Below are 21,175 nucleotides of genomic sequence, written 5' to 3' on the forward strand. Positions count from 1 at the left end.
TTTTTTATGGATACTTTTCATAAGGAAAAGGCGTACAAAATCGTCTTTTAAAAACGGTGTTGTTTCCGGGGCTTTCCCTTTTTAAAGGGCATTAAAAACCAATTTTATCCAATCTTATCTAAAAAAGCCATTTTTGAACAAAATGTGTTGAAAAATCACTAATTTTCACGAGTTTTGTTCCAATTTTGACCTAAATCAATTCATCAACATGGGTAAATTGTCGGCAGCTATCACCGCTGTGGGAGCATATGTTCCAAAATTTGTACTGACCAACAAAATGTTGGAAGAAATGGTGGACACCAATGATGAATGGATAACTACTCGAACGGGAATAAAGGAAAGAAGACTTCTAAAGCCCGAGGAAGGGGAGGGAAGTTCATATCTCGCCATCAAAGCTGTGGAGGATTTGTTCCGAAAAAAGAAGGTAGACCCCAAAGAAATTGATTTGGTCATCGTAGCCACGGCTACCCCGGACACCTTGGTAGCTTCCACCGCCGCTTTTGTGGCGTCAAAAATTGGTGCTACCAACGCATTCGCGTATGACCTTCTGGCCGCTTGTTCCAGTTTCTTATACGGAATGTCGACAGCCTCGAGCTATATCGCCTCGGGGAGGTATAAAAAAATCCTATTGATAGGGGCCGATAAGATGTCCTCTATCATCGACTATACAGATCGCACTACCTGTATTATCTTTGGGGACGGCGCTGGGGCGGTGCTTTTTGAACCCAATGAAGAAGGTATGGGGCTCCAAGATGAATATTTACGCTCTGATGGCATCGGAAGAACCTTTTTAAGTATGGATGCCGGAGGGTCATTGCTGCCTGCATCGGAAGAAACAGTAAAAAATGGGCAGCACTTCATTTATCAAGACGGGAAGTCGGTATTTAAATTTGCAGTGAGCAATATGGCCGATGCCGCTGCGCGAATTATGGATCAAAACCAACTCACCCATGAAGAGGTGTCGTGGTTGGTCCCCCATCAGGCCAATAAACGAATTATAGATGCCACGGCCAACAGGATGGGACTCGACCATACAAAGGTAATGATGAACATACAACGATATGGCAATACGACTTCGGCTACCTTACCACTCTTGTTGTCAGACTATGAAGACCAGCTCAAAAAAGGCGATAATTTGGTGTTCGCCGCTTTCGGGGGAGGCTTTACATGGGGCGCCATTTATTTAAAATGGGCCTATAATTAATACTGTTTACTAAAATCAAATTCCATGGATATCAAAGAAATTCAAAACCTAATCAAGTTTGTGGCCAAATCCGGGGCTTCCGAGGTAAAACTCGAAATGGATGACGTGAAGATTACCATACGAACAGGAGCTCGGGAAGGAGGCCAGGAGACCACCTACGTACAACAGATCCCGGTCGCGGCCGCACCCGTAGCCGCAACTCCACCAGCAGCGGATACGAGCGCAACACCTGCCGAGGCGGCACCTTCCAAAGCTGCAGAAGACGATTCCAAATTCATTACCATCAAATCCCCCATCATCGGCACTTTTTATAGGAAACCCTCGCCCGACAAACCAGCTTTTGTCGAAGTTGGTGACAACATTAATAAAGGCGACGTGCTCTGTGTAATCGAGGCCATGAAATTATTCAATGATATCGAGTCGGAGGTGTCCGGTAAAATCGTTAAAATACTGGTGGACGATTCCTCCCCTGTCGAGTTCGACCAACCACTATTTTTGGTGGATCCCTCCTAAACAACAAATTTGAAACGGCAAGTACCAAATTCCAGCAGTTCTTTTTTGGAGTTATAATCAAGTAGCTTATGTTCAAAAAAATATTGATAGCAAACAGAGGGGAAATCGCACTACGTGTCATTCGAACCTGCAAAGAAATGGGCATCAAGACAGTAGCAGTCTATTCCAAGGCCGATGAAGAGAGCCTTCATGTTCGCTTTGCAGACGAAGCCGTCTGTATTGGTCCGGCGCCTAGTAGCGAATCCTACCTTAAGATTCCCAATATCATCGCGGCGGCGGAGATTACGAACGCCGACGCCATACATCCAGGCTACGGATTTCTATCGGAAAACTCCAAGTTCTCGAAAATCTGTGCCGAGCACGATATCAAATTTATCGGGGCTTCCGGGGAACAGATCGACAAGATGGGCGATAAGGCGACCGCCAAAGCCACTATGAAGGCGGCCGGGGTTCCATGCGTGCCCGGCTCCGATGGCTTGTTAAAAGATTTGGCGCATGCCAAAAAAGAGGCCAAAAAAATGGGGTATCCCGTAATGATAAAGGCTACTGCCGGAGGTGGTGGAAAAGGGATGCGTGCCGTTTGGAGCGAGGATGAGATGGAGGCTCATTTTGATAGCGCGGTCAAAGAAGCCACTGCCGCTTTTGGAAATGGCGGGATGTACATGGAAAAATTGATAGAGGAGCCTCGCCATATTGAAATTCAAGTTGTTGGTGATCAGTATGGAAAAGCATGTCATTTATCCGAGCGGGATTGTTCGGTTCAAAGACGTCATCAAAAGCTTACCGAGGAAACCCCATCGCCCTTCATGACCGATAAACTTCGTGACGATATGGGCAAGGCGGCGGTGAAGGCAGCCGAATATATCAAATATGAAGGTGCGGGGACGGTAGAATTTCTGGTAGACAAGCACCGGAACTTCTATTTTATGGAAATGAATACCCGAATTCAGGTCGAGCATCCCATTACCGAGCAGGTTATCGATTACGACCTGATACGGGAACAGATACTGGTAGCGGGTGGGGTTCCGATTTCAGGAAAGAACTATATTCCCAAATTACATTCCATTGAATGCCGTATCAATGCCGAAGACCCCTATAACGGTTTTAGGCCTTCGCCAGGAAAGATTACCACCCTGCATATTCCAGGGGGGCATGGGGTTCGTATGGATACCCACGTATATAGTGGCTATACCATTCCACCCAACTACGACTCGATGATCGCGAAGTTGATTACCACCGCCCAGACCCGTGAGGAGGCCATCAACAAAATGAAACGGGCCTTGGACGAGTTTGTCATTGAGGGAATCAAGACCACCATCCCCTTTCATAGACAGTTGATGGAGCATCCCGACTATCTGGCTGGAAATTACACGACCAAGTTCATGGAAGACTTTGTAATGAAGCCCGAAGAAGACTAGACAAAAGACAATAGCCTTGAGATTTTCAAGGCTTTTTTTATGCAAATACCTTTTACTCCCTGTAAACAGGGAACCATTTTCACGGTTTCCCAGTATCCATAACCAATCATACAAGCCTATTTTTACCCCAAAATAAGCAGTTAATCGATGATGGTACAATTTTCATTTAAAAAAACAGTTAATCAATAACCCGTTGAATCAAAAGTCCGATGTCCAAGAAGTACCTGATATACCCATTTCTCCTAGGCTGTATCCTATGTTGTACCAGCTGTTTTGATATTCTCGAAGAAATCAATATGAACCAGGACGGAAGCGGTCATATGTTGGTAACCTTTAATCTAAGTAAAAGCAAGACGAAATTGGCCTCGGTAATGATGCTCGATAGCATTAATGGTCACAAGGTCCCTTCCGAAGACGATATTAACGAAGCGCTCAAAGATGTTGTAGACCACTTGGAAAAGACCAAAGGAATAAGCAATATCCAAAACACCAAGGATTTCGACGATTACATTTTCACCGTCTCCTGTGATTTTAAGAATATCGAAAGCGTGAACGGTATCTTCAAAGACCTCATTGAAAAACAAAACACGAAGGGTGCCACGAATTTCGCCACTCAGAATTTCTCTTATGACGGCACTACCAAGACTTTTCAAAGACACTTCAATTATGATGACAGTATCAAGAAATCTATTTATCATCTGAGCCGGGAAGATAGAAAGGTATTTGAAGATGCCAGCCTGATTGCCATTTATAGGTTCGATAATCCCGTTAAGAGTGTGTCCAACCAACAAGCGAAAGTCTCACCTAACAAGAAAGCCGTGATGCTTAAAGTAGATGCGTTGGCCTTCATTATGGGGGAGCAAAACGTAGCGAACAAAATTCAATTAACGAATTAATATCGCCCCAGCAAAAAATTAATACCAGATGAAAAAACTGTTTCTTTCCATTTTCGCCTTTTGTAGCATCCTAGCCCTGAAAGCACAGGACCTCGCCGCCAAAATACCGGCCAACGCCACTGCAGTCGTTACTATTAAGGGCAAACAGATTACCGATTTGGTTTCCTTGGAAGAGTTCTCAAATTCAAAAATTGGAAAAATGCTCGGAAAGGAACTCGCACGTGAATCCAAGGAAAAAATTGGAACCATTAAAGATCTGGGGCTTGACTTCAATAAGAATTTTTACTATTTCCTGGAAGTGAACGAAGGCGTATTCACCAATTGTTTCTTGATTCCTCTACAGAACCCACAAGGGCTCCTGAATATGATGGGGGAAAGTGAAAAGGAGCGGATTGTAACCGAAAACGGACTCTCATATTTCCAAGATGATTATGACGGCACGGTGACCCTTTGGAACGACGATTCCCTATTGCTGCTTTTCGCAAAAGACCAGTCTTCAGAATACGACTATTACGATGATTATGGTTACTATGACGAGCTGTACGGGAACGATTATGGGAATGGGGCAACGGAGGAAGCAGTCGAAGTGGTACCTGCAGAAGAACCCACCTACAGTCTGGAAGCGGAAGATATCATCATTGAAGATGTAGCGGAAGATGCCGTTGAGGAAGCTATTGATGCCGAGCAAGAAGTGATTGGGGAAACGGTCATTGAAAGCGATAGCTATGCCGAACCGACAGCGACTACCGATAATTATTATAACGACTATTACAACAGCGAGGAATATAAAAAACAACAAGCCGAGCGAGAAAAGAACCGTCAGGAGCGTGAGGCCAAACGTGCGGAAAAAAGAAGGGAACTGGTTAAAATTTCCTTGGAAAAGGCCAAAACCATCATGAATGGTGGCTATGCACAAAGAAGTATCTTGCGAAACCCAAGCTATACAACGATGATAGGGAACGGACAGGAAGAAGCCAGTATCTGGGTCAATGATTTCGGCCGTATTTACAAAGATGCCATGCCGCAGTCGTTCTACGGTGGTGCCATGAACCCCTATAGCTTTATAGACATAGATAAAATTTATGGGGGGATTTCAATTGCCGCAAAACTCGATTTCGAGGAAGATCATGCTGCCATTAAGACCGTTTATACCGTAAATGAGGAATTGGCGAAAATCTATAAACCCATGTACGAGGGTACGTTCAACAAGAATTTTACCAAGTATATCAATGAAGACAGGCTGCTGGGCTATTGGTCGCTCAATATGAGCACCGAGGGCGTATTAAACGCCTATCCAGATCTGATAAACATGCTGTTTAAGACGGAAGGGGAAAAGAGCTATGGAGATATCGTAGCCTTGGGAACCGATTTATTTTCAATTTTAATCGACGAGGAAGCTGCCGCTGAAATTGTTAGAGGTGATATGCTCCTAGTATTGACCGATCTTGCCGAAAGACAAGTGACCTATACCGATTATGAATACGACGAGGATTATAACTACAAAGAGGTTGAAAAAACCAAAACGGAGACGGTTCCGGACTTCATGTTCATGTTCTCTTCCGAACAAAAGGGTTTATTTGACCGATTGGTACGTATCGGGCTTCGGGAAAAAGAATTGGCTTCGATGGGAGGTATGTACCAAATAGTCAAAATGCCAAAATCATCGCCCTTTGATCTCTATGTAATGTTCAAAGACAACACCGTCTTTTTGGGAAGTTCGAAGAACGATATGCAGGCGATTGCCAACGGTACTTTTTCCTCAAAACTTTCCAGTGTCCATAAACGCACCATGAAAAAGAACGTAACGAGCCTTTTCGTGAACGGAAAAAAAATCGTTTCTGAAATCCCGGTTGATTCCTATCCCTCCGAACTGAGGGGGAAAGTAGCTTTTCTGACCGATAATACGGAAGATGTTTTCTTCAATTTTGAAAAGATAAAAGGAAATCAAATGAAGGGAGAGATGATATGGAATACCCCTACTGAAGGTCATAGGAACAGCTTCGCCTATTTCATCAATATGATCGATGCCCTGATGGAATAACACTCCCGCGTTTTACGAATGAAGAAGTTTATAAAGTATGTAACAATCGTAATCGTTCTCTTCGCAATCGGTTATTGGGGATACAAGAGAAGCCAAGATACCGCTTCCCTCTTGGGAAAGATTCATATAGAAGCCGATACCGCCATTAAAATCGCTGTTCAGGAGATAAAAGAGACCTTGGTCCTGGATGCGCTAATGGCAGCTGGCTACTACTACGATCATATTGGGTTTTCCGGTTCAAGAAAAGAATCGGACAGTCTAGGCGAAAGGGGAATCGATCTTACCCCTTACAACGTCGTGTTCTATACCGTGCCCCAAGTCAAAAACACCTTGTTCAGCACTTTTGAAATTTACGATGCGAAGGGCTTCGAGTCGTTTGTTCAGGCAGAACTGAAGGATGAATCGATTCCCATAGTGGAAGCGGAGGGCCATGGCTATTATGTGGCGGTGCTTCCCAAGTGGAAAATGGCCTTGGCATGGAACGATATAAAAATGGTGTGCGCATTTTCCCCCGAAATTGAAAAATCCATACCGACAAGAATCTTTGCCGATATCTTAAACGAAGATAAAACCATTCAGGACAACAAGAATCCTCTGATTACCACCTTACTAAAGTCCGATCATCATCTTACTTGGGTCGATGACCAAAGCACCGTTACGATTGATTTCGAAGATGGTCAGGCGATTATCGAAGGGGCGATTTATACGGAGGTACCTCAAAGATTTCAACCGGAAATAACCATTGAATCCATAGAGGGCGCCTCGTTCCAATTGGTCTTCGACGCCAACTTTGACTATCAGGGGAACAGGGAGATGCTAACAGCGATACTCGAAGGCAACCCATTTTTTGAAAAAAACAATGTAAGCCTTCCAGAGGTTCTCCGCAGAACGAATGGATACATCAATGTTGCGGTCAATGGCCGTACCAGCCAGACCGATACCATTACTACCTATGAGTTCGACGACAATTTTGAAAAAGTCGCTAAAAAATCGGTACAAGAAAAAGAGGTTCCCAAGGTACACATTGCCCTTGGGGCAGAAAATGAAAGTCTAATGGCCTATTTGGAGGAACAGGAGACGCTGAATCCCGATAGTGTCTTCGAGCCGTTTCCCTTATACCAATTGTACGTCAAGGACGGCCCTATGTATACAAGCTTCGATACCTACAAGGGCAATGTTGCCGCACGGGAGCAAATAAGCGCGAATTTTTTTGATTGCCGTATCGATTTCGACCAACTACGAAGGGATATATTGCTTCCGCAAGCGGGATCATACTTAAAACCCTTGGAAAAATTTCATTTAACGGCAGCACAAAGCGACCCGAACAAAGTCGTAGTCAAAGGAAGTCTTTTCGGCAAGGAAGCAGACATCAATATGCTATCCCAAGTCTTCTTTTCCACCAAAAAAGACTCCATTCGCTAAAGTCTTGCCCATAACTACTTCATTTGATGACCGACCAAACGGTCGGTAGTATCCCCACCTACTCGAAAACCCCAATATGATGGGTTGTTCATCGACGAAATACCGTATGTTATCCCGTTATATTGTACAGCGGAGCCGGATCGATCCTACATAAACCGACCAATGGGTCGGTTTGCCAGTCAGCGGCAATCCCACTTCATTTTGTGATGAAATACCCTTTGCCGCCTGCGATTTAGCTGGAATTAATGGTATTTTAGTCAGATGAACCTCAGTTATTGGGAATATAAGACATGGCTTTCCAACGTCGATTTCACCGTCGTTGGCAGCGGTATCGTTGGATTGAACTGTGCCCTTCGTCTTAAGGCCCGTTTTCCAAAGGCAAAAGTGTTGGTGCTCGAAAAAGGGATATTGCCCCAAGGTGCTAGCACCAAAAATGCAGGTTTTGCCTGTTTTGGTAGTATTTCAGAAATAATCGCCGACCTGAACCACCATTCGGAACAAGAGGTACGGGAATTGGTGCGCAAACGGTGGGATGGTATTCAACTACTCCGTATGAACTTAGGGGATTCCCAAATCGGTTTTGAACAACTTGGGGGACACGAACTTTTTTTACAGAAGCATGAAGCCTTGTATCATGATTGTCTAAAGCAAATGGATGCCATAAACGAATTAGTAGCACCTGTTTTTGGAAAGAAGGTATTCGTACGGCATCGCAATTCGTTTCAATTCGACAACATTCAGGAATGCTACATCACGCATACCCGGGAAGCACAGTTGGATACTGGGAAAATGATGGCCAGCCTGTTACGGCAAATCCAAAAAAATGGGGTCACTATCCTTAACGCTGTGGCCGTAGAGGATTTTTCTGAACAAGGCACGTCAATTCGGGTGAAAACAAATCAGTTCGAATTCAATACCAAAGCCTTACTTGTGGCCACCAATGGCTTTGCTTCCCAATTAATTTCCGAAAAAGTGAATCCTGCCCGAGCCCAGGTATTGGTAACCAAACCCATTCCAAACCTTTCTATCAAAGGCACTTTTCATCTAGACGAAGGTTATTATTATTTTAGGAATATTGACGAACGTATTTTGTTCGGGGGAGGAAGAAACTTGGATTTTAAAGGGGAGGAAACCACTGACCTTGGTGAAACCGACCGTATTCAAAAGCAGCTGGAAACCATGTTAGAGGAGGTAATCTTACCGAACACCCCTTTTGAAATTGACCGAAGATGGAGTGGTATCATGGGCATGGGTTTACAGAAAAAACCAATTGTAAAACAACTATCCAAGAGGGTATTTTGTGGGGTGAGATTGGGTGGAATGGGTATAGCCATTGGCAGTCTGGTCGGTAAAGAACTGGCGGATCTGGTGTAGTATCCCGGGTTTCCGGTTAGGGCGATAGCCTTCCCCCGTCAAATGGTAGTCATTTCAACGGATAAGCAGCTGTTCGAGGCAATCCCGATGTGAGGCGTGGTTCGGATCGCTCTTGTTGTTCTAAGGGATTATCCCTACTTTAAAGCTTCAATAATAACCTTTCCTTTATGGCAAAAAAGAAACCCCTTCGAAGTAGTGAATGGTTTGGCGGCAAAGACAAAATGGGATTTGTACACCGTTCATGGCTTCGCAATCAAGGGTATCCAGACGACTATTTCAAGGGCAAACCGGTCATTGGCATCTGCAATACCTGGTCCGATCTTACTCCGTGTAATGGCCACCTTAGGGATTTCGCCGAAGTCGTCAAACGGGGAATTCTAGAGGCTGGGGGGGTTCCTTTCGAGTTCCCGGTCATGTCCTTGGGAGAAACGCTCATGCGGCCCACGACGATGCTATTCAGAAATCTGGCCAGTATGGACACCGAAGAATCCATCCGGGCCAATCCTTTGGACGGTATTGTACTATTGACCGGTTGTGATAAGACCACCCCGAGCACCATCATGGGCGCCTGTAGCGTAGACCTACCCACTATAGTAGTGCCAGGAGGACCTATGTTGAGCGGACGCTTTCGCGGGGTGAAGATAGGATCGGGGTCGATGAACTGGATGATCAAGGAAAAACGGAAGAAAGACGGCTATACCGAAGAAGATTTTACCGAAGCCGAAGTGTGCGTCGCTCGAAGTATCGGGCATTGTAATACGATGGGAACCGCCAGTACCATGGCTACCATGGCGGAGGCACTTGGGCTAACGTTGCCTGGATTTTCGTCGATTCCCGCTGCCGATTCCCGAAAAAAACTTTTTGCCCAGTTGTCGGGAAGACGTATTGTGGAAATGGTCAAAGAAGACCTGAAACTCTCGAAAATACTCACGAGAAACGCCTTCGAGAACGCCATTATCACGAATGCAGCCGTTGGTGGTTCCACCAATTTGATCATCCACTTGACCGCTATCGCCGGTCGAATAGGGGTGGACTTAACGTTGGATGACTTCGACATCCTTGGAAGCAAGGTGCCTTTGCTGGTCAATTTAAAACCCTCGGGCGACCATTTGATGGAGGACTTTTTCTACGCCGGTGGACTTCCAGTAGTCCTGAAGGAACTGAAACCTATGCTTCGAAACAACGCTGTCACCGTTAACGGGAAACGATTGGTGGAAAACTATGCGGATGCTGTGTGCTATGACCATAATGTCATTTTTACTTTGGAGAAACCGTTACAAAAAGAAGCTGGAATAGCTGTTTTAAAAGGCAATCTATGCGAAAATGGGGCGGTCATCAAACCTTCGGCCGCTTCCAAACACTTAATGACGCACAAGGGCAAAGCGGTGGTTTTTGAAAGTATGGAAGACTACCACGAGCGAATAGACGACCCCGATCTTGATATTGATAAGAATAGTGTTATCGTACTGAAGGGAGTGGGGCCCAAGGGATACCCGGGTATGCCCGAGGTCGGGAATGTAGATTTGCCCGAAAAATTGATTTTACAGGGAGTGACAGATATGGTACGTATCTCCGACGGGCGCATGAGCGGGACCGCCGCAGGCACAGTCGTTTTACATGTTTCACCCGAATCCACGATCGGAGGAACATTGGCCTTGGTGCAAAATGGAGATCTTATCGAGCTCAATGTCGAGAAAAGAACATTGAACTTGTTGATTACCGATGAGGAGCTAAGCCTAAGAAAAGCCGCCTGGAGGGCACCAAAACCCCTTGCTGATCGTGGTTATGTAAAATTGTACATCGACCATGTACAACAGGCGGATAAAGGTGCTGATTTGGACTTTCTCACCGGAGGCTCAGGAAGTAAAGTGGAGCGGGACCTTCATTAGGGCGACCACAAATGATGGTTAAGCCGGCTTTCATCTAAAACAATGTTCTCTTTTCCGGGAAATTTTTCCTGGCATCACTATTTTTCTTCCTATATTGCCCTTCCCCGAAACCGTAGCCAATTCGGAACCAAGCCTTTTTATAATGGCCTGTCTTCGTTGCCCACACTTTTACCAACCAAGACTTCTCCGATAGGTTGCCTCCCGGGCAAAAGAACACTTGGAATGAAAAGAAGGATACCTGACAATACCTGGGTGTGGTATGTGCTTGTCCCATTTTTCCTTTTGACGGGAAGCTGCACTTCGTCGAAAACGGTCAAGAATCGACAATATGACAAAGGTTGGATGGCAATCGTACAATCCGAAGAATGGAAAAATTCCTTCGTAGCCAATGTGGATTCAAGACCCGCTGATAAAAGAGGGTTTTATACCGTTGCGACGGATGTCGAAATAGCAGGGAATCATGATTTATTGGGATTGGAATTCGATGCCGTATTTAGAAAGAAGTACCACTCCTTGGTATTAAGGGCCTATTTCAAAATCACTACGCAAGCCCAAAAAATGGAGGGACTGCTTAAAAGGGAATACGAATCGAAAACCTTGGAGCAAGAGAAAAAAAAGTACATTGCCCACAAAAATATGCTCGAAGGATTACGATCGTGGAAGATTTTCAACGAAAATAGAACCGCCGACCTTGACTTTTTTAAAAGAGAGAATATTCGACGGGTTCATTCCATGTATGAAAATGATGTGGCGGATGACGTGATGATTCGATTTCTAATGTATCGATTGGCCGACCTCTATCACAAGTAGTCGCAAACCGTCAAATCGTAGGTGCGGATAGCGGTATATTCGCTTGTTGTCAGGGCTATGTACTAAATGTAAGCCATCGGGGGTTCCTTTAAAATTAATTCAATGTATCCAACATCTTCAAAAGAGGCCTTGTTTGATTTTTGTACTTGTTTCGCAGCCGACAGGATTTCCAGAATACAACGGGCCATCAATGATTTACAGGAGTCTTTGAACGCAGAGACCAAAAGTAGTGCCGGTGACAAACACGAAACCGGTCGGGCCATGGTGCAATTGGAACGGGAAAAATTGGGAAAACAATTGGCCGAAGCGGAAAAGATGAAACATATCTTGACCAAAGTACCTCTGGGAAAAACATCGGGCGGTATTGGGTTGGGCAGCTGGGTAAAAACATCGAAAAACAATTACTTTTTGGCCATCTCGGCAGGAGAATTTAAAGCTTCCGACGGCACTACCTATTGTATCTCGACGGCAACACCGATCGGGAGGTTGCTTTTGGGAAAATTGAAGGGAGACGAAATAGCCTTTAACGGTACTTCCATCAAAATACTCGAAATCCAATAAGAGTCGAATCATTGCGATATCTTACTTCGACTGTCCTTTCTGGAATTTGAAAGGAGGTGCCCCTTTTTGAAGGTTTTTATATTTTTAGACCATGGGTGATTTTGAGACACTTCTCACAGGCGGTCATCCCAACTCGCTGGGCAATACGATAGCAGTAGTGGAAACCGTCCTGCAACAACCAGAACGCTTCGAAGAGTTGTTCCATTGCTATTTTAGCGATGACGAGGTGGTGCGGTTACGGGTATCGAACGCCATGAAACGAATCTGTAAGGAGCGTTGCGATCTGTTGGTACCCTATATCGGGCGATTTTTGGATGAAATTACCCAAATCGATCAAGCTTCGACGCAGTGGACCCTAGCACAACTTTTTTTGGTTCTTGAACAACATATGAACGGGCAGCAGCTCCGAAAGGCAAAGGAGCTACTTACCCATAACCTTTCCCATCACAACGATTGGATCGTACTCAACACGACGATGGAGACCTTGACCCATTGGTCTAAAACCGATAAAAGATTGAAGCATTGGTTAGTGCCCCATCTGGAGCGGTTAAGCGAAGACACACGAAAATCGGTTTCGGCAAGGGCTACAAAAATGCTCGTTAAGCTTGCCTCGATTTTGTGTATTTTTAAAGAAATAATACCATTGTATGATTTCTAAAAAATACGTTGTTTTATTGGGCTTACTTGTAATATCTTCCTTGCTTCCCATAGGTTGCGAACCGACCCAAAAAGAAAATTCAACGACACCATCGGAATATACGACTTGGTCGTCCTATCTTGGCGATCCCGGACGAAGCCACTACTCTACCCTCTCGCAGATTACCCCTGAAAATATTTCCAGGCTCAAGGTGGCTTGGTCCTACGAAGCCCCCGACTGGGGACAGATGCAAATGAATCCTATCGTAGTTGACAGTATTCTATATGGAGTGACCGCGGCACTCAGGGTGATTGCCTTGCACGCTGCTTCCGGAGCGGAACTATGGCAATTCGGGGATTCCGTGAAGGTTTGGCATTCAACGAGTCGCGGGGTGTCTTATTGGGAAAAGGGGAATGACAGGCGTATTTTATGTACAAGAGGTTCCGACCTGTATGCCTTGGATGCCTTAACGGGAAAACCCATACCCTCCTTTGGGAAGAATGGCAAAGTGGATATGCGATTGGGCATGGCCGAATCGGCTCAAGATAAATTCGTAATATCCAACACCCCCGGGACCATTTACAAAGACCTTATCGTGATGCCGCTGCGGGTCTCGGAAGGTACAGGGGCTCCCCCAGGGGATATTATGGCCTTCAATGTAATCACCGGGGCGGTCGAGTGGGTGTTCCGTAGCATTCCTGCCGCAGATGAGCCCGGTTCGGAGACTTGGGGCGATTCCGAGATCCGACACAGCAATCTGGTGGGTGCCGCCAACAATTGGGCCGGGATGGCAGTGGATGAAGCAGCGGGAATAATCTACGTGCCCACAGGTTCCGCAGCCCCCGATTTCTATGGAGGAGTCCGAAAAGGAAGCAATCTGTACGCCAACAGTCTAGTCGCATTGAACGCCGATACCGGTGAATATCTTTGGCATTTTCAGTTTACCCATCACGATATCTGGGACCGGGACCCCCCCGCCCCGCCCAATCTGTTGTTGGTAGAACGGAAAGGAAAAAAGATTCCGGCGGTCGCCCAGGTAACCAAGCAGGGCTATGTATACGTCTTCGACCGAAAAACAGGAACTCCCCTTTTCGATATTGAAGAGGTTCCGGTCCCGGCTTCGACATTGGAAGGCGAGGAGGCATGGCCCACCCAGCCATTTCCTATTAAACCCAAACCGTTCGCGAGGCAATCGACCGAATTAACAGAAAACGATTTGAGTCCATTTGCCGAAAACAAAGACGAGCTCTTGGAAATTTTTAGAACATCCGACAAACGAATCTATGCCCCTCCTGGATTGGAACCGGTACTCCTGTTGCCCGGTTACGACGGAGCAGCCGAATGGGGTGGGGCCGCGGCCGACCCCGAAGAAGGAATCCTCTATGTAAACAGCAATGAAATGCCCCGGATGCTCCAGATGGATAACGCCAAAGCGAATAGCACCGGTTTACCGGGGGGAGAAGGTGTGTACAACCGATATTGTGTGAGCTGCCATCAACCCGACCGAAAGGGAATTGAGGGCAGCGGGTTTCCGTCGTTGATCGATTTGCAGCTGCGATTGGGAAAAGAGGAAGTAACAATGATTATTACCCAAGGAAAAGGTATGATGACAGGGTATCCAGACATATCAAAAGAAGAAATGAATGCCTTGTTGCGTTTTTTATTCGATGAGGAAATTCAACACAGTGTGGCTGAAACTACCCTTCAAAAAGAAAATCAGCAGCCGATTCCTTTTGTCCACATGGGATATAACAAGTTTCTGGATAGCAACGGCCTGCCCGCGATTGCCCCGCCTTGGGGTACCATGCATGCCATCAATTTGAATACCGGAGACTATCTATGGTCGATTCCTTTCGGAAATACCCCCGAACTGGGTGAACAGGGCATCGGTACCGGTACCGAGAATTATGGAGGTGCGGTCGTCACCGAAAACGGACTCCTTTTCATTGCGGCTACCCGCGATGGCCTTTTTAGGGTATTTGATAAAAAGACCGGCGACCTTCTTTGGGAATATCAACTTCCGGCGGCGGCGTTCGCCACCCCGGCAATGTACGAAGTGAACGGCAGACAGTATATTGCCCTTGCCTGTGGTGGAGAAAAGCTGGGTACCAAAAAAGGAAATTGGATCATTGCCTTTGCTTTGGAAGAATGAAAAAAATACTAGCAGTTATAGGACTTGCCATGGCGTTCTTTTCCAACGCACAACACGCCTATGAAAAGGGGACTATTATCGATTCGATTCCTGTTGGCGCAAGTAATAATGAAACTTTTGCCCTATACCTGCCGCAGTCTTTCAATGAGAATGAATTAAGCCCTATCGTATTTGTTTTTGACCCGGCAGGAAGGGGGAAAACGGGTATTAAGCCTTTTATCCCCTCTGCGGAAACCCACGGCTATATATTGGTCTGTTCAAACAATATCAGAAACGGACCTTACGAGCGTAATTTTGAATTGGCCAATAGATGGTTTACCCATATTTTTTCAAATTTTTCCATCAGCGAAAAACAAATGTATGTCGCAGGCTTCTCCGGAGGATCCCGCTTGGCCTCGGCAATTGCCGTATTAACCAACCAAATGGCCGGGGTCATCGCTTGCGGTGCCGGCCTCTCCCAGCATACTTCCCATACCCCTTCCAATCACGATTTTTCCTATGTCGGGCTTTGTGGAAACAGGGATATGAACTACTTGGAAATGACTGGGGTACAAAAGTTTCTAAACAAACTCAATGTCAACAATACCCTGATAACGTACGAAGGCGATCATCGCTGGCCTCCTTCGGAACAGCTTTTGAAGGCATTTGATTGGCTTGCCTTGCAATCCCATAAAAAAGGAACGAAAATGCAATCGGATGATTTTTTAATCCGCTCTTATCGAAGAAGTTGGGAAGAAGCCCAAAAAAACCAAATTAATAAAAACCCTCTCGAAGCCGCCCAAGGCTATGAACGCATCATAAAATCGTACGGATCGCTCTTTGCTACAGACAGTATTTCGACCCAATTAACCAATCTTAAAAAAACAAAGCACTACAAAAACGCAGAAAAAAACCGCGAAGTAGCATTTAGAAAGGAAGAAATGCTCACGAAAACCTTCATAGAACGTTTTAATCAAGATTACAAAAAACCACAGAAAGCAAATCACTCTTGGTGGAAACGGGAATTGGAAAAAATAGGAGAAACATCTGGAGCGACCAATTTTGAAATGAACCGGATGGCCGATCGTGTCAAATACAAGGTTTTTGCAATGGCCTATGAACGAATGCAACTTGCTACACCACCTCCGTCCGAAAAACAGATAGCCTTTTGCAAGGCCGTCGGAAACCTAGTCTTTCCAAAAGAAAAATCAGGTGATTTTTGATCAAACGCATTATTGGTTACAAGACATTTCCTTAAAAGAACCCCCATCTCTTAATAACATTTTATAAGAATCGACCTGCTCGCTCAAATCAAAGTTTTCCTTTTGATAATCCGGGGTATACAACACCTTGTCCCAGTAGTCGGTTTGGGGTTCCCTGGCCCTTAAGTCATTGGTTTCCTCCATCCAGGTTTGCAGTTCCTTTTCAAGACTTGCTTTAATCGCTTTGTACTTGGGATTTCCAGCTTGGTTGACGAGGTTGTACGGGTCATCGGCTAAAACATATAGCTCTTCAAAGGGCCTTTTTCCAAAGGCCAGCTGAAAATAGTCCTTGTCGGTCGGATTTCCTTCCATGGCCATAATCAAGTATTTAGAAATGGAATTATCCACATCACCGAACTGCCCAACGGATTGATGTACGTTGGGATCGCCCGCAGGCCAACGATCGTGCTCGAAATTCTTGATGTATAGAAAATCCTTGGTACGCACCGCCCTACTCGGATAACTCAGGTCCCCTTTGCGCACGTTGGCGTGACGTTCCCGTTCCAAGAACACCTTGTCCCGTCGTAGCCCATGGTCCGGAATACTATTGAAAAACTCCAACAAACTTTTACCACTGAAGGATTGGGGCATCTCCATCCCGGCAGCTTCCATAAAAGTGGGGGCAAAATCGACAAAATTGACAAACTCGAAAATCCGTTTTCCACCTTCAATATGATTTCTCCAGTAGATGGCCAGGGGCATTCGCGTGCCATGGTCATAGAGGTTGGCCTTTGCCCGGGGAAAAGGCATCCCATTGTCACTGGTCATAATGACCATCGTATTATCAAGAAGTCCCTCGGCTTCCAATCGTTGCAAAATGTTTCCCGACTCCCGATCAAAACGCTCAACTTCGTAATAATAATCCAGCATATCGTTGCGGACGCAGGGCGTATCCGGCAAAAACTCAGGAACCACCACTAAACTTGGGTCCATGCCCGTTTTTACCCCTGTATTCGTCTCATAAATGCGATGCGGATCATGGCTTCCAAACCAATACACGAAAGGTTGCCCTTCTTTCCTATCCTTTAAAAAAGCATCAAAATCCGGGTAATCCTTCCCTGCCGGGTTCTCTTGGTAACCCCCTGCCTCAAAATCACCAGGCCCCCATCCCTTTCTGCTTTTTCCAGTATGATAGCCTGCCTTTGCCAAAAGCGATACCCAATTGGGAAATTTAGTAGGAATCACAGACCATAGATTGCCGGCACTTCCCAGTTGATGCGGATACCGGCCGAGCAGAATACTCGCTCTGGACGGGGAACAAGAAGGAGCGGCACAATAGGCATTTTCAAAAACAGCACCTTCAGCAGCCAATCGGTCAAAGGTCGGGGTATGTACCGTTGGATCCCCATATACCCCGGCATGCGGATACGACCAGTCGTCTGCGATGAGAAACAGGATGTTCGGTTGGGGTGGTTGAACCGTATTTTCCCGCGTGCTTTCAAAACTCCTCCCAGAAATAAAAAGCATCCCTGAAGCAATAACGCAAAAGAGCGACAATAACTTTGCATAGTTCGTTGGTGGTATCATCTTCATTGTTTAATTTTCAGAGTGGTTCTTGTTTATAAATATAGCATAAACCATGAAACGGAATCTGGCGAAGGTTGGAACAACTGAAAAAACAACTATGAAAATAAAAGTGTTAGTCGTTGGCTGTGGCAATATGGGTACCTCCCATGCACGTGCCTATCATCAGCTAGAAGGATTTGAAATCGTTGGCCTGGTCAGCAGAAAACCCGAAAGCCGCGAAAGACTTTCCAATGAATTGGGCGGCCTTCCCACCTTTGGGGATTTTAAAGAAGCTTTGGGAATAGCGAAGCCCGACGCGGTCTCTATCAATACCTATCCGGATACCCATGCCGAATATATTCGGGCAGCACTGAATGCCGATGCACATGTCTTTGTGGAAAAACCGTTGGCCTTAACAGTAGCGGAGGCCCAAAGTTTAGTAGACCTTGCGGCCGAGAAAAACAAAAAAATGGTCGTCGGGTACATTCTTCGCGTACATCCGGCATGGGCGAAATTTGTTGAGATTGCGCAAGGCTTGGGCAAGCCATTGGTTATGCGCATGAACCTCAACCAACAGAGCTCCGGTGAACAATGGTATACCCACAAGCAGTTAATGCGTTCCATGTCGCCCATCGTAGATTGTGGGGTACATTATGTGGACATCATGTGCCTGATGACCCGATCGGTTCCGGTGAGCGTCAGTGCCATCGGGGCGCGTCTGTCGGATGAGATTGCCGCCGACATGTATAATTACGGACAGCTACAGGTGCGGTTTCAAGATGGCTCGGTGGGCTGGTACGAAGCCGGTTGGGGGCCCATGATGAGTGATACCGCCTTTTTTATAAAAGATGTTATCGGCCCAAAAGGATGCGTATCAATCGTCGAAGAGGCCAAAGGTGCGTCAGACGATGTGGAGGGCCATACAAAAACAGGAGGGCTCAAACTGCATCACGGTGAAACGGATGCGAACGGAGAGTTCATAAAGACGGACGAAATTATCAACACCTCGGACGAACCCGATCACGACGGACTCTGTTTGCTGGAACAGGAATACTTTTTAAAGACCATTACCGAAGATATCGACCTTACGGACCATTTGCGCGATGCGGTTAACAGCTTGCGAATTGTTTTGGCCGCAGATGAATCGTTCCGAACTGGTAAAACCGTAAAACTGGTATCCTGAGAGCAATTGAAAGCTTAGGGTATTTCAGGGAATCTGTTTTTAATCAATTCAATTTGGCCCCTTATGGTTTGTTTGGTGTTCCCGCCCGTGGTGCCAAGCCCAGTGGTGGTTCACTGACTCATCGTCTTTGGTCCTAAGTCGCTCCAAGGTCTTTCTGCGAGCGTCATCCCAAATTTCGAGATCGTACATTATTGGTTTTCCTCTGAATTGTTCCCTGGCTTCCGGCCCCATACTGGCACCCACCATCCATTTTTGTTCGTCTGCCTCCGAAAACTGGCGCCCTTCCAAGGTCTCTGCTTACTACTACGCTTCGGTAGCTGTCAAATGTATAATTAGGGCACCGATTGGATTTCCTTTTTCATCAATGAGAAAGTTGGTTTGTTCTTGATTTAAACTACGGACGTTCTCGCTTATTCCCGATTTCAGTTTCTCTGGCATATATGCCATTTGGCCTATTCGTTCCGAATAGCCCTTGACAGGTTCAAGAATATATTGCCTGCGGAAAGAACGCCAAACAGCAGCAAAAAAATTAAGTAACATTTCTGCATAGGTACGAAAACTATCGGTTATACAGAGTGTCTGTTTTAAACCCTTGAAATATGGCTATTTCCAAAATCCAATGGGTTATAACCCTCTAAAACATAACAAGACTCCAGCAAAATGTGGTCTACCGAAAAAAGAACCGTATTTTGTGCCTTTGTTATACGATGCGAACGGATTGTCGATGATGAAATTGCTACGTATTGTGCAATACAGCGTTCACATTTTGAGATTTACATCTATGATTACCTTATTAAAAAGAGCCTTTGATTTTGCATCCCGAAATGCCCTGGTATCTAATGGAAATACCTATACGTATGGGATGTTGACCCACACATCCCAATCGGTGGCATCCAATCTCCTAGGGGACAGAACCGATTTACATGAGGCTAGGGTCGCCTTCCTGGTACCTCCCTCTTTCGAATACACCGCAGTGCAGTGGGGTATTTGGGGGGCAGGTGGCATAGCTGTTCCCCTTTGTGTATTACACCCATTACCATCCATCCAATATGTGTTGAAAGATACCCAGGCCGAAACTGTTATCGCCCATTCCGATTTTTTCGATTTTCTGCGGCCGTTAGAACGGGAAATAGGAATTTCCTTGGTGCCATTGGAAAAAGCGCTGACCAAAAATACTGCTGTTTTACCCGATGTGGCAATGGACCGAAGAGCGATGATTTTGTATACCAGTGGCACTACCAGCAAACCAAAGGGAGTGGTAACGACGCACGCCAACATCGAAGCACAAATCACTACCTTGGTCAACGCCTGGGAATGGGAGCAAGATGATTATATTTTGAACATCCTGCCCCTGCATCATGTGCACGGGATCATTAACGTGATGAGTTGTGCCCTGTGGAGTGGGGCCTGTTGCGAATTTTTGCCCAAGTTCGACGCCGAAAAAGTTTGGAGCGTAATCGCTTCCGGGAGATTAACGTTATTCATGGCGGTCCCGACCATTTATTACAAATTGATTTCCTTTTGGGAAATAGCATCGCCCGAGGAGCAACAAAGACTTTCCGAGGCGGCCTCCAAATTGCGATTGATGGTCTCCGGTTCCGCGGCCCTGCCCGTTCCAGTATTGGAAAAATGGCGAAGTATTACTGGCCAGACCTTGTTGGAACGTTACGGGATGACTGAAATCGGTATGGGCTTGTCCAATTCGTACCGAGAGGAACGCCGACCGGGCCATGTGGGCTTGCCTTTACCAGGGGTTGAAATGCGACTGGTAGATACCGATAACAATCCGGTTGGGGAAAACCAGCCCGGGGAGTTTCAAATCAAAGGCCCCAGTGTCTTTAAGGAATATTGGCAAAAAGAGGAAGCTACCCAAAAGGCCTTTACCAAAGATGGTTGGTTCATTACCGGGGATATTGGAATGCTGAACGATGGATTATACAAAATTCTAGGTCGCGATAGTGTCGATATCATAAAGTCGGGAGGTTATAAGATATCCGCCTTGGAAATAGAGGATGTCTTGAGAAAACATCCTTCGGTCAACGACTGTGCCGTGGTCGGAATTCCCGATGAGGAATGGGGCGAAACGGTTTCGGCCTGTTTGGTCTCCGATGCGGAGAGCATCGACTTTGAAAAGCTGTCTAACTGGTTAAAGGAACACTTACCTACCTACAAAATTCCAAGGAACTATATCCTACGTAAGGAGTTGCCTAGGAATGTATTAGGAAAGGTAACCAAGAACGATTTGAAGAAATTTTTCTAAACTGCCGTCAGTTCGGGCATAATTAAATGGAACAAGATGGATTTTTTGACACTATTCCCATACCTCGG

The 21,175-nt window shown here is 45.8% G+C and carries 18 protein-coding genes; 15 read left to right on the plus strand and 3 right to left on the minus strand.

The annotated features are described in order from the left end of the window. Nucleotides 1-208: 208 nt before the first annotated feature. The 13 genes from FK220_RS06665 (at nucleotide 209) to FK220_RS06725 (ending at nucleotide 16,119) form a co-directional block, all read left to right on the plus strand. The gene (locus FK220_RS06665; protein WP_152573471.1) at nucleotides 209-1,204 is read left to right on the plus strand and encodes a beta-ketoacyl-ACP synthase III; all 996 of its coding nucleotides are present in this window, start codon (nucleotides 209-211) and stop codon (nucleotides 1,202-1,204) included. A 24-nt stretch (nucleotides 1,205-1,228) separates the two neighbouring features. Beyond that, a complete protein-coding gene (gene accB / locus FK220_RS06670) occupies nucleotides 1,229-1,717 on the plus strand; it encodes an acetyl-CoA carboxylase biotin carboxyl carrier protein (RefSeq protein WP_152573472.1) in 489 nt (162 codons plus the stop codon). A gap of 68 nt (nucleotides 1,718-1,785) precedes the next feature. Further along, nucleotides 1,786-3,135 carry an acetyl-CoA carboxylase biotin carboxylase subunit gene (accC, locus tag FK220_RS06675; protein ID WP_152573473.1) on the plus strand — a complete coding sequence of 450 codons (1,350 nt, stop codon included), beginning with the start codon at nucleotides 1,786-1,788 and terminating at the stop codon, nucleotides 3,133-3,135. 209 nt (nucleotides 3,136-3,344) lie between these two features. Continuing rightward, nucleotides 3,345-4,031: a hypothetical protein gene (locus tag FK220_RS06680; protein WP_152573474.1), complete on the plus strand. Its 687-nt coding sequence runs from the start codon at nucleotides 3,345-3,347 to the stop codon at nucleotides 4,029-4,031. A 28-nt stretch (nucleotides 4,032-4,059) separates the two neighbouring features. Further along, the gene (locus FK220_RS06685; protein WP_152573475.1) at nucleotides 4,060-6,072 is read left to right on the plus strand and encodes a DUF4836 family protein; all 2,013 of its coding nucleotides are present in this window, start codon (nucleotides 4,060-4,062) and stop codon (nucleotides 6,070-6,072) included. Between the two features lie 18 nt (nucleotides 6,073-6,090). Continuing rightward, nucleotides 6,091-7,494 carry a hypothetical protein gene (locus tag FK220_RS06690; RefSeq protein WP_152573476.1) on the plus strand — a complete coding sequence of 468 codons (1,404 nt, stop codon included), beginning with the start codon at nucleotides 6,091-6,093 and terminating at the stop codon, nucleotides 7,492-7,494. Nucleotides 7,495-7,755: 261 nt separating this feature from the next. Then, a complete protein-coding gene (locus FK220_RS06695; protein WP_152573477.1) occupies nucleotides 7,756-8,868 on the plus strand; it encodes an NAD(P)/FAD-dependent oxidoreductase in 1,113 nt (370 codons plus the stop codon). A gap of 167 nt (nucleotides 8,869-9,035) precedes the next feature. Further along, on the plus strand, nucleotides 9,036-10,757 hold the full coding sequence (locus FK220_RS06700; RefSeq protein WP_152573478.1) for an IlvD/Edd family dehydratase: 1,722 nt from the start codon (nucleotides 9,036-9,038) through the stop codon (nucleotides 10,755-10,757). 222 nt (nucleotides 10,758-10,979) lie between these two features. Then, nucleotides 10,980-11,567 (plus strand): hypothetical protein, encoded by a 588-nt coding sequence (locus tag FK220_RS06705; RefSeq protein WP_152573479.1) that lies wholly within the window; start codon nucleotides 10,980-10,982, stop codon nucleotides 11,565-11,567. A gap of 102 nt (nucleotides 11,568-11,669) precedes the next feature. After that, nucleotides 11,670-12,128: a 3-oxoacyl-ACP synthase gene (locus FK220_RS06710; RefSeq protein WP_152573480.1), complete on the plus strand. Its 459-nt coding sequence runs from the start codon at nucleotides 11,670-11,672 to the stop codon at nucleotides 12,126-12,128. A 91-nt stretch (nucleotides 12,129-12,219) separates the two neighbouring features. After that, a complete protein-coding gene (locus tag FK220_RS06715; RefSeq protein WP_152573481.1) occupies nucleotides 12,220-12,786 on the plus strand; it encodes a hypothetical protein in 567 nt (188 codons plus the stop codon). Further along, entirely contained in the window at nucleotides 12,776-14,917 is a 2,142-nt protein-coding gene (locus FK220_RS06720) for an outer membrane protein assembly factor BamB family protein (RefSeq protein ID WP_152573482.1), read from the plus strand. The genes FK220_RS06715 and FK220_RS06720 overlap by 11 nt, the downstream gene beginning before the upstream one ends. Then, a complete protein-coding gene (locus tag FK220_RS06725; RefSeq protein ID WP_152573483.1) occupies nucleotides 14,914-16,119 on the plus strand; it encodes a hypothetical protein in 1,206 nt (401 codons plus the stop codon). Before FK220_RS06720 ends, FK220_RS06725 begins: the two co-directional genes overlap by 4 nt. A 9-nt stretch (nucleotides 16,120-16,128) precedes the next feature. Here the strand turns inward: FK220_RS06725 and FK220_RS06730 are convergent, their stop codons facing one another. After that, nucleotides 16,129-17,691, minus strand: coding sequence for a sulfatase family protein (locus tag FK220_RS06730; protein WP_152573484.1), 1,563 nt, complete (start codon nucleotides 17,689-17,691; stop codon nucleotides 16,129-16,131). A 91-nt stretch (nucleotides 17,692-17,782) separates the two neighbouring features. Between FK220_RS06730 and FK220_RS06735 the strand changes: the two genes are divergently transcribed. Then, complete coding sequence (locus FK220_RS06735) at nucleotides 17,783-18,847, plus strand: Gfo/Idh/MocA family protein (protein ID WP_152573485.1); 1,065 nt, start codon at nucleotides 17,783-17,785, stop codon at nucleotides 18,845-18,847. Nucleotides 18,848-18,895: 48 nt separating this feature from the next. Here FK220_RS06735 and FK220_RS06740 read toward each other — a convergent pair whose 3' ends face one another. Together FK220_RS06740 and FK220_RS20180 are read right to left on the minus strand one after the other, a co-directional pair. Further along, nucleotides 18,896-19,135: a hypothetical protein gene (locus FK220_RS06740; protein ID WP_152573486.1), complete on the minus strand. Its 240-nt coding sequence runs from the start codon at nucleotides 19,133-19,135 to the stop codon at nucleotides 18,896-18,898. Nucleotides 19,136-19,150: 15 nt separating this feature from the next. Continuing rightward, nucleotides 19,151-19,285: a hypothetical protein gene (locus FK220_RS20180; protein WP_262887891.1), complete on the minus strand. Its 135-nt coding sequence runs from the start codon at nucleotides 19,283-19,285 to the stop codon at nucleotides 19,151-19,153. A 343-nt stretch (nucleotides 19,286-19,628) separates the two neighbouring features. On the opposite strand from FK220_RS20180, the gene FK220_RS06745 reads away from it, so the two are divergent. Next, entirely contained in the window at nucleotides 19,629-21,107 is a 1,479-nt protein-coding gene (locus tag FK220_RS06745) for an acyl-CoA synthetase (RefSeq protein WP_152573487.1), read from the plus strand. The last annotated feature ends 68 nt before the right edge of the window (nucleotides 21,108-21,175 follow it).

Source organism: Pelagihabitans pacificus (assembly GCF_009371985.2).
Classification (GTDB): domain Bacteria; phylum Bacteroidota; class Bacteroidia; order Flavobacteriales; family Flavobacteriaceae; genus Pelagihabitans; species Pelagihabitans pacificus.

What these genes read in the sequence shown, in the direction of transcription:
- FK220_RS06695 (WP_152573477.1), top strand. Translation starts at nt 7,756, where the DNA reads ATGAACCTCAGTTATTGGGAATATAAGACATGGCTTTCCAACGTCGAT.
- FK220_RS06710 (WP_152573480.1), top strand. Translation starts at nt 11,670, where the DNA reads ATGTATCCAACATCTTCAAAAGAGGCCTTGTTTGATTTTTGTACTTGT.
- accB (WP_152573472.1), top strand. Translation starts at nt 1,229, where the DNA reads ATGGATATCAAAGAAATTCAAAACCTAATCAAGTTTGTGGCCAAATCC.
- FK220_RS06735 (WP_152573485.1), top strand. Translation starts at nt 17,783, where the DNA reads ATGAAAATAAAAGTGTTAGTCGTTGGCTGTGGCAATATGGGTACCTCC.
- FK220_RS06685 (WP_152573475.1), top strand. Translation starts at nt 4,060, where the DNA reads ATGAAAAAACTGTTTCTTTCCATTTTCGCCTTTTGTAGCATCCTAGCC.
- FK220_RS06715 (WP_152573481.1), top strand. Translation starts at nt 12,220, where the DNA reads ATGGGTGATTTTGAGACACTTCTCACAGGCGGTCATCCCAACTCGCTG.
- accC (WP_152573473.1), top strand. Translation starts at nt 1,786, where the DNA reads ATGTTCAAAAAAATATTGATAGCAAACAGAGGGGAAATCGCACTACGT.
- FK220_RS06725 (WP_152573483.1), top strand. Translation starts at nt 14,914, where the DNA reads ATGAAAAAAATACTAGCAGTTATAGGACTTGCCATGGCGTTCTTTTCC.
- FK220_RS06720 (WP_152573482.1), top strand. Translation starts at nt 12,776, where the DNA reads ATGATTTCTAAAAAATACGTTGTTTTATTGGGCTTACTTGTAATATCT.
- FK220_RS06690 (WP_152573476.1), top strand. Translation starts at nt 6,091, where the DNA reads ATGAAGAAGTTTATAAAGTATGTAACAATCGTAATCGTTCTCTTCGCA.
- FK220_RS20180 (WP_262887891.1), bottom strand. Translation starts at nt 19,285, where the DNA reads ATGCCAGAGAAACTGAAATCGGGAATAAGCGAGAACGTCCGTAGTTTA.
- FK220_RS06730 (WP_152573484.1), bottom strand. Translation starts at nt 17,691, where the DNA reads ATGAAGATGATACCACCAACGAACTATGCAAAGTTATTGTCGCTCTTT.
- FK220_RS06665 (WP_152573471.1), top strand. Translation starts at nt 209, where the DNA reads ATGGGTAAATTGTCGGCAGCTATCACCGCTGTGGGAGCATATGTTCCA.
- FK220_RS06680 (WP_152573474.1), top strand. Translation starts at nt 3,345, where the DNA reads ATGTCCAAGAAGTACCTGATATACCCATTTCTCCTAGGCTGTATCCTA.
- FK220_RS06745 (WP_152573487.1), top strand. Translation starts at nt 19,629, where the DNA reads ATGATTACCTTATTAAAAAGAGCCTTTGATTTTGCATCCCGAAATGCC.
- FK220_RS06700 (WP_152573478.1), top strand. Translation starts at nt 9,036, where the DNA reads ATGGCAAAAAAGAAACCCCTTCGAAGTAGTGAATGGTTTGGCGGCAAA.
- FK220_RS06705 (WP_152573479.1), top strand. Translation starts at nt 10,980, where the DNA reads ATGAAAAGAAGGATACCTGACAATACCTGGGTGTGGTATGTGCTTGTC.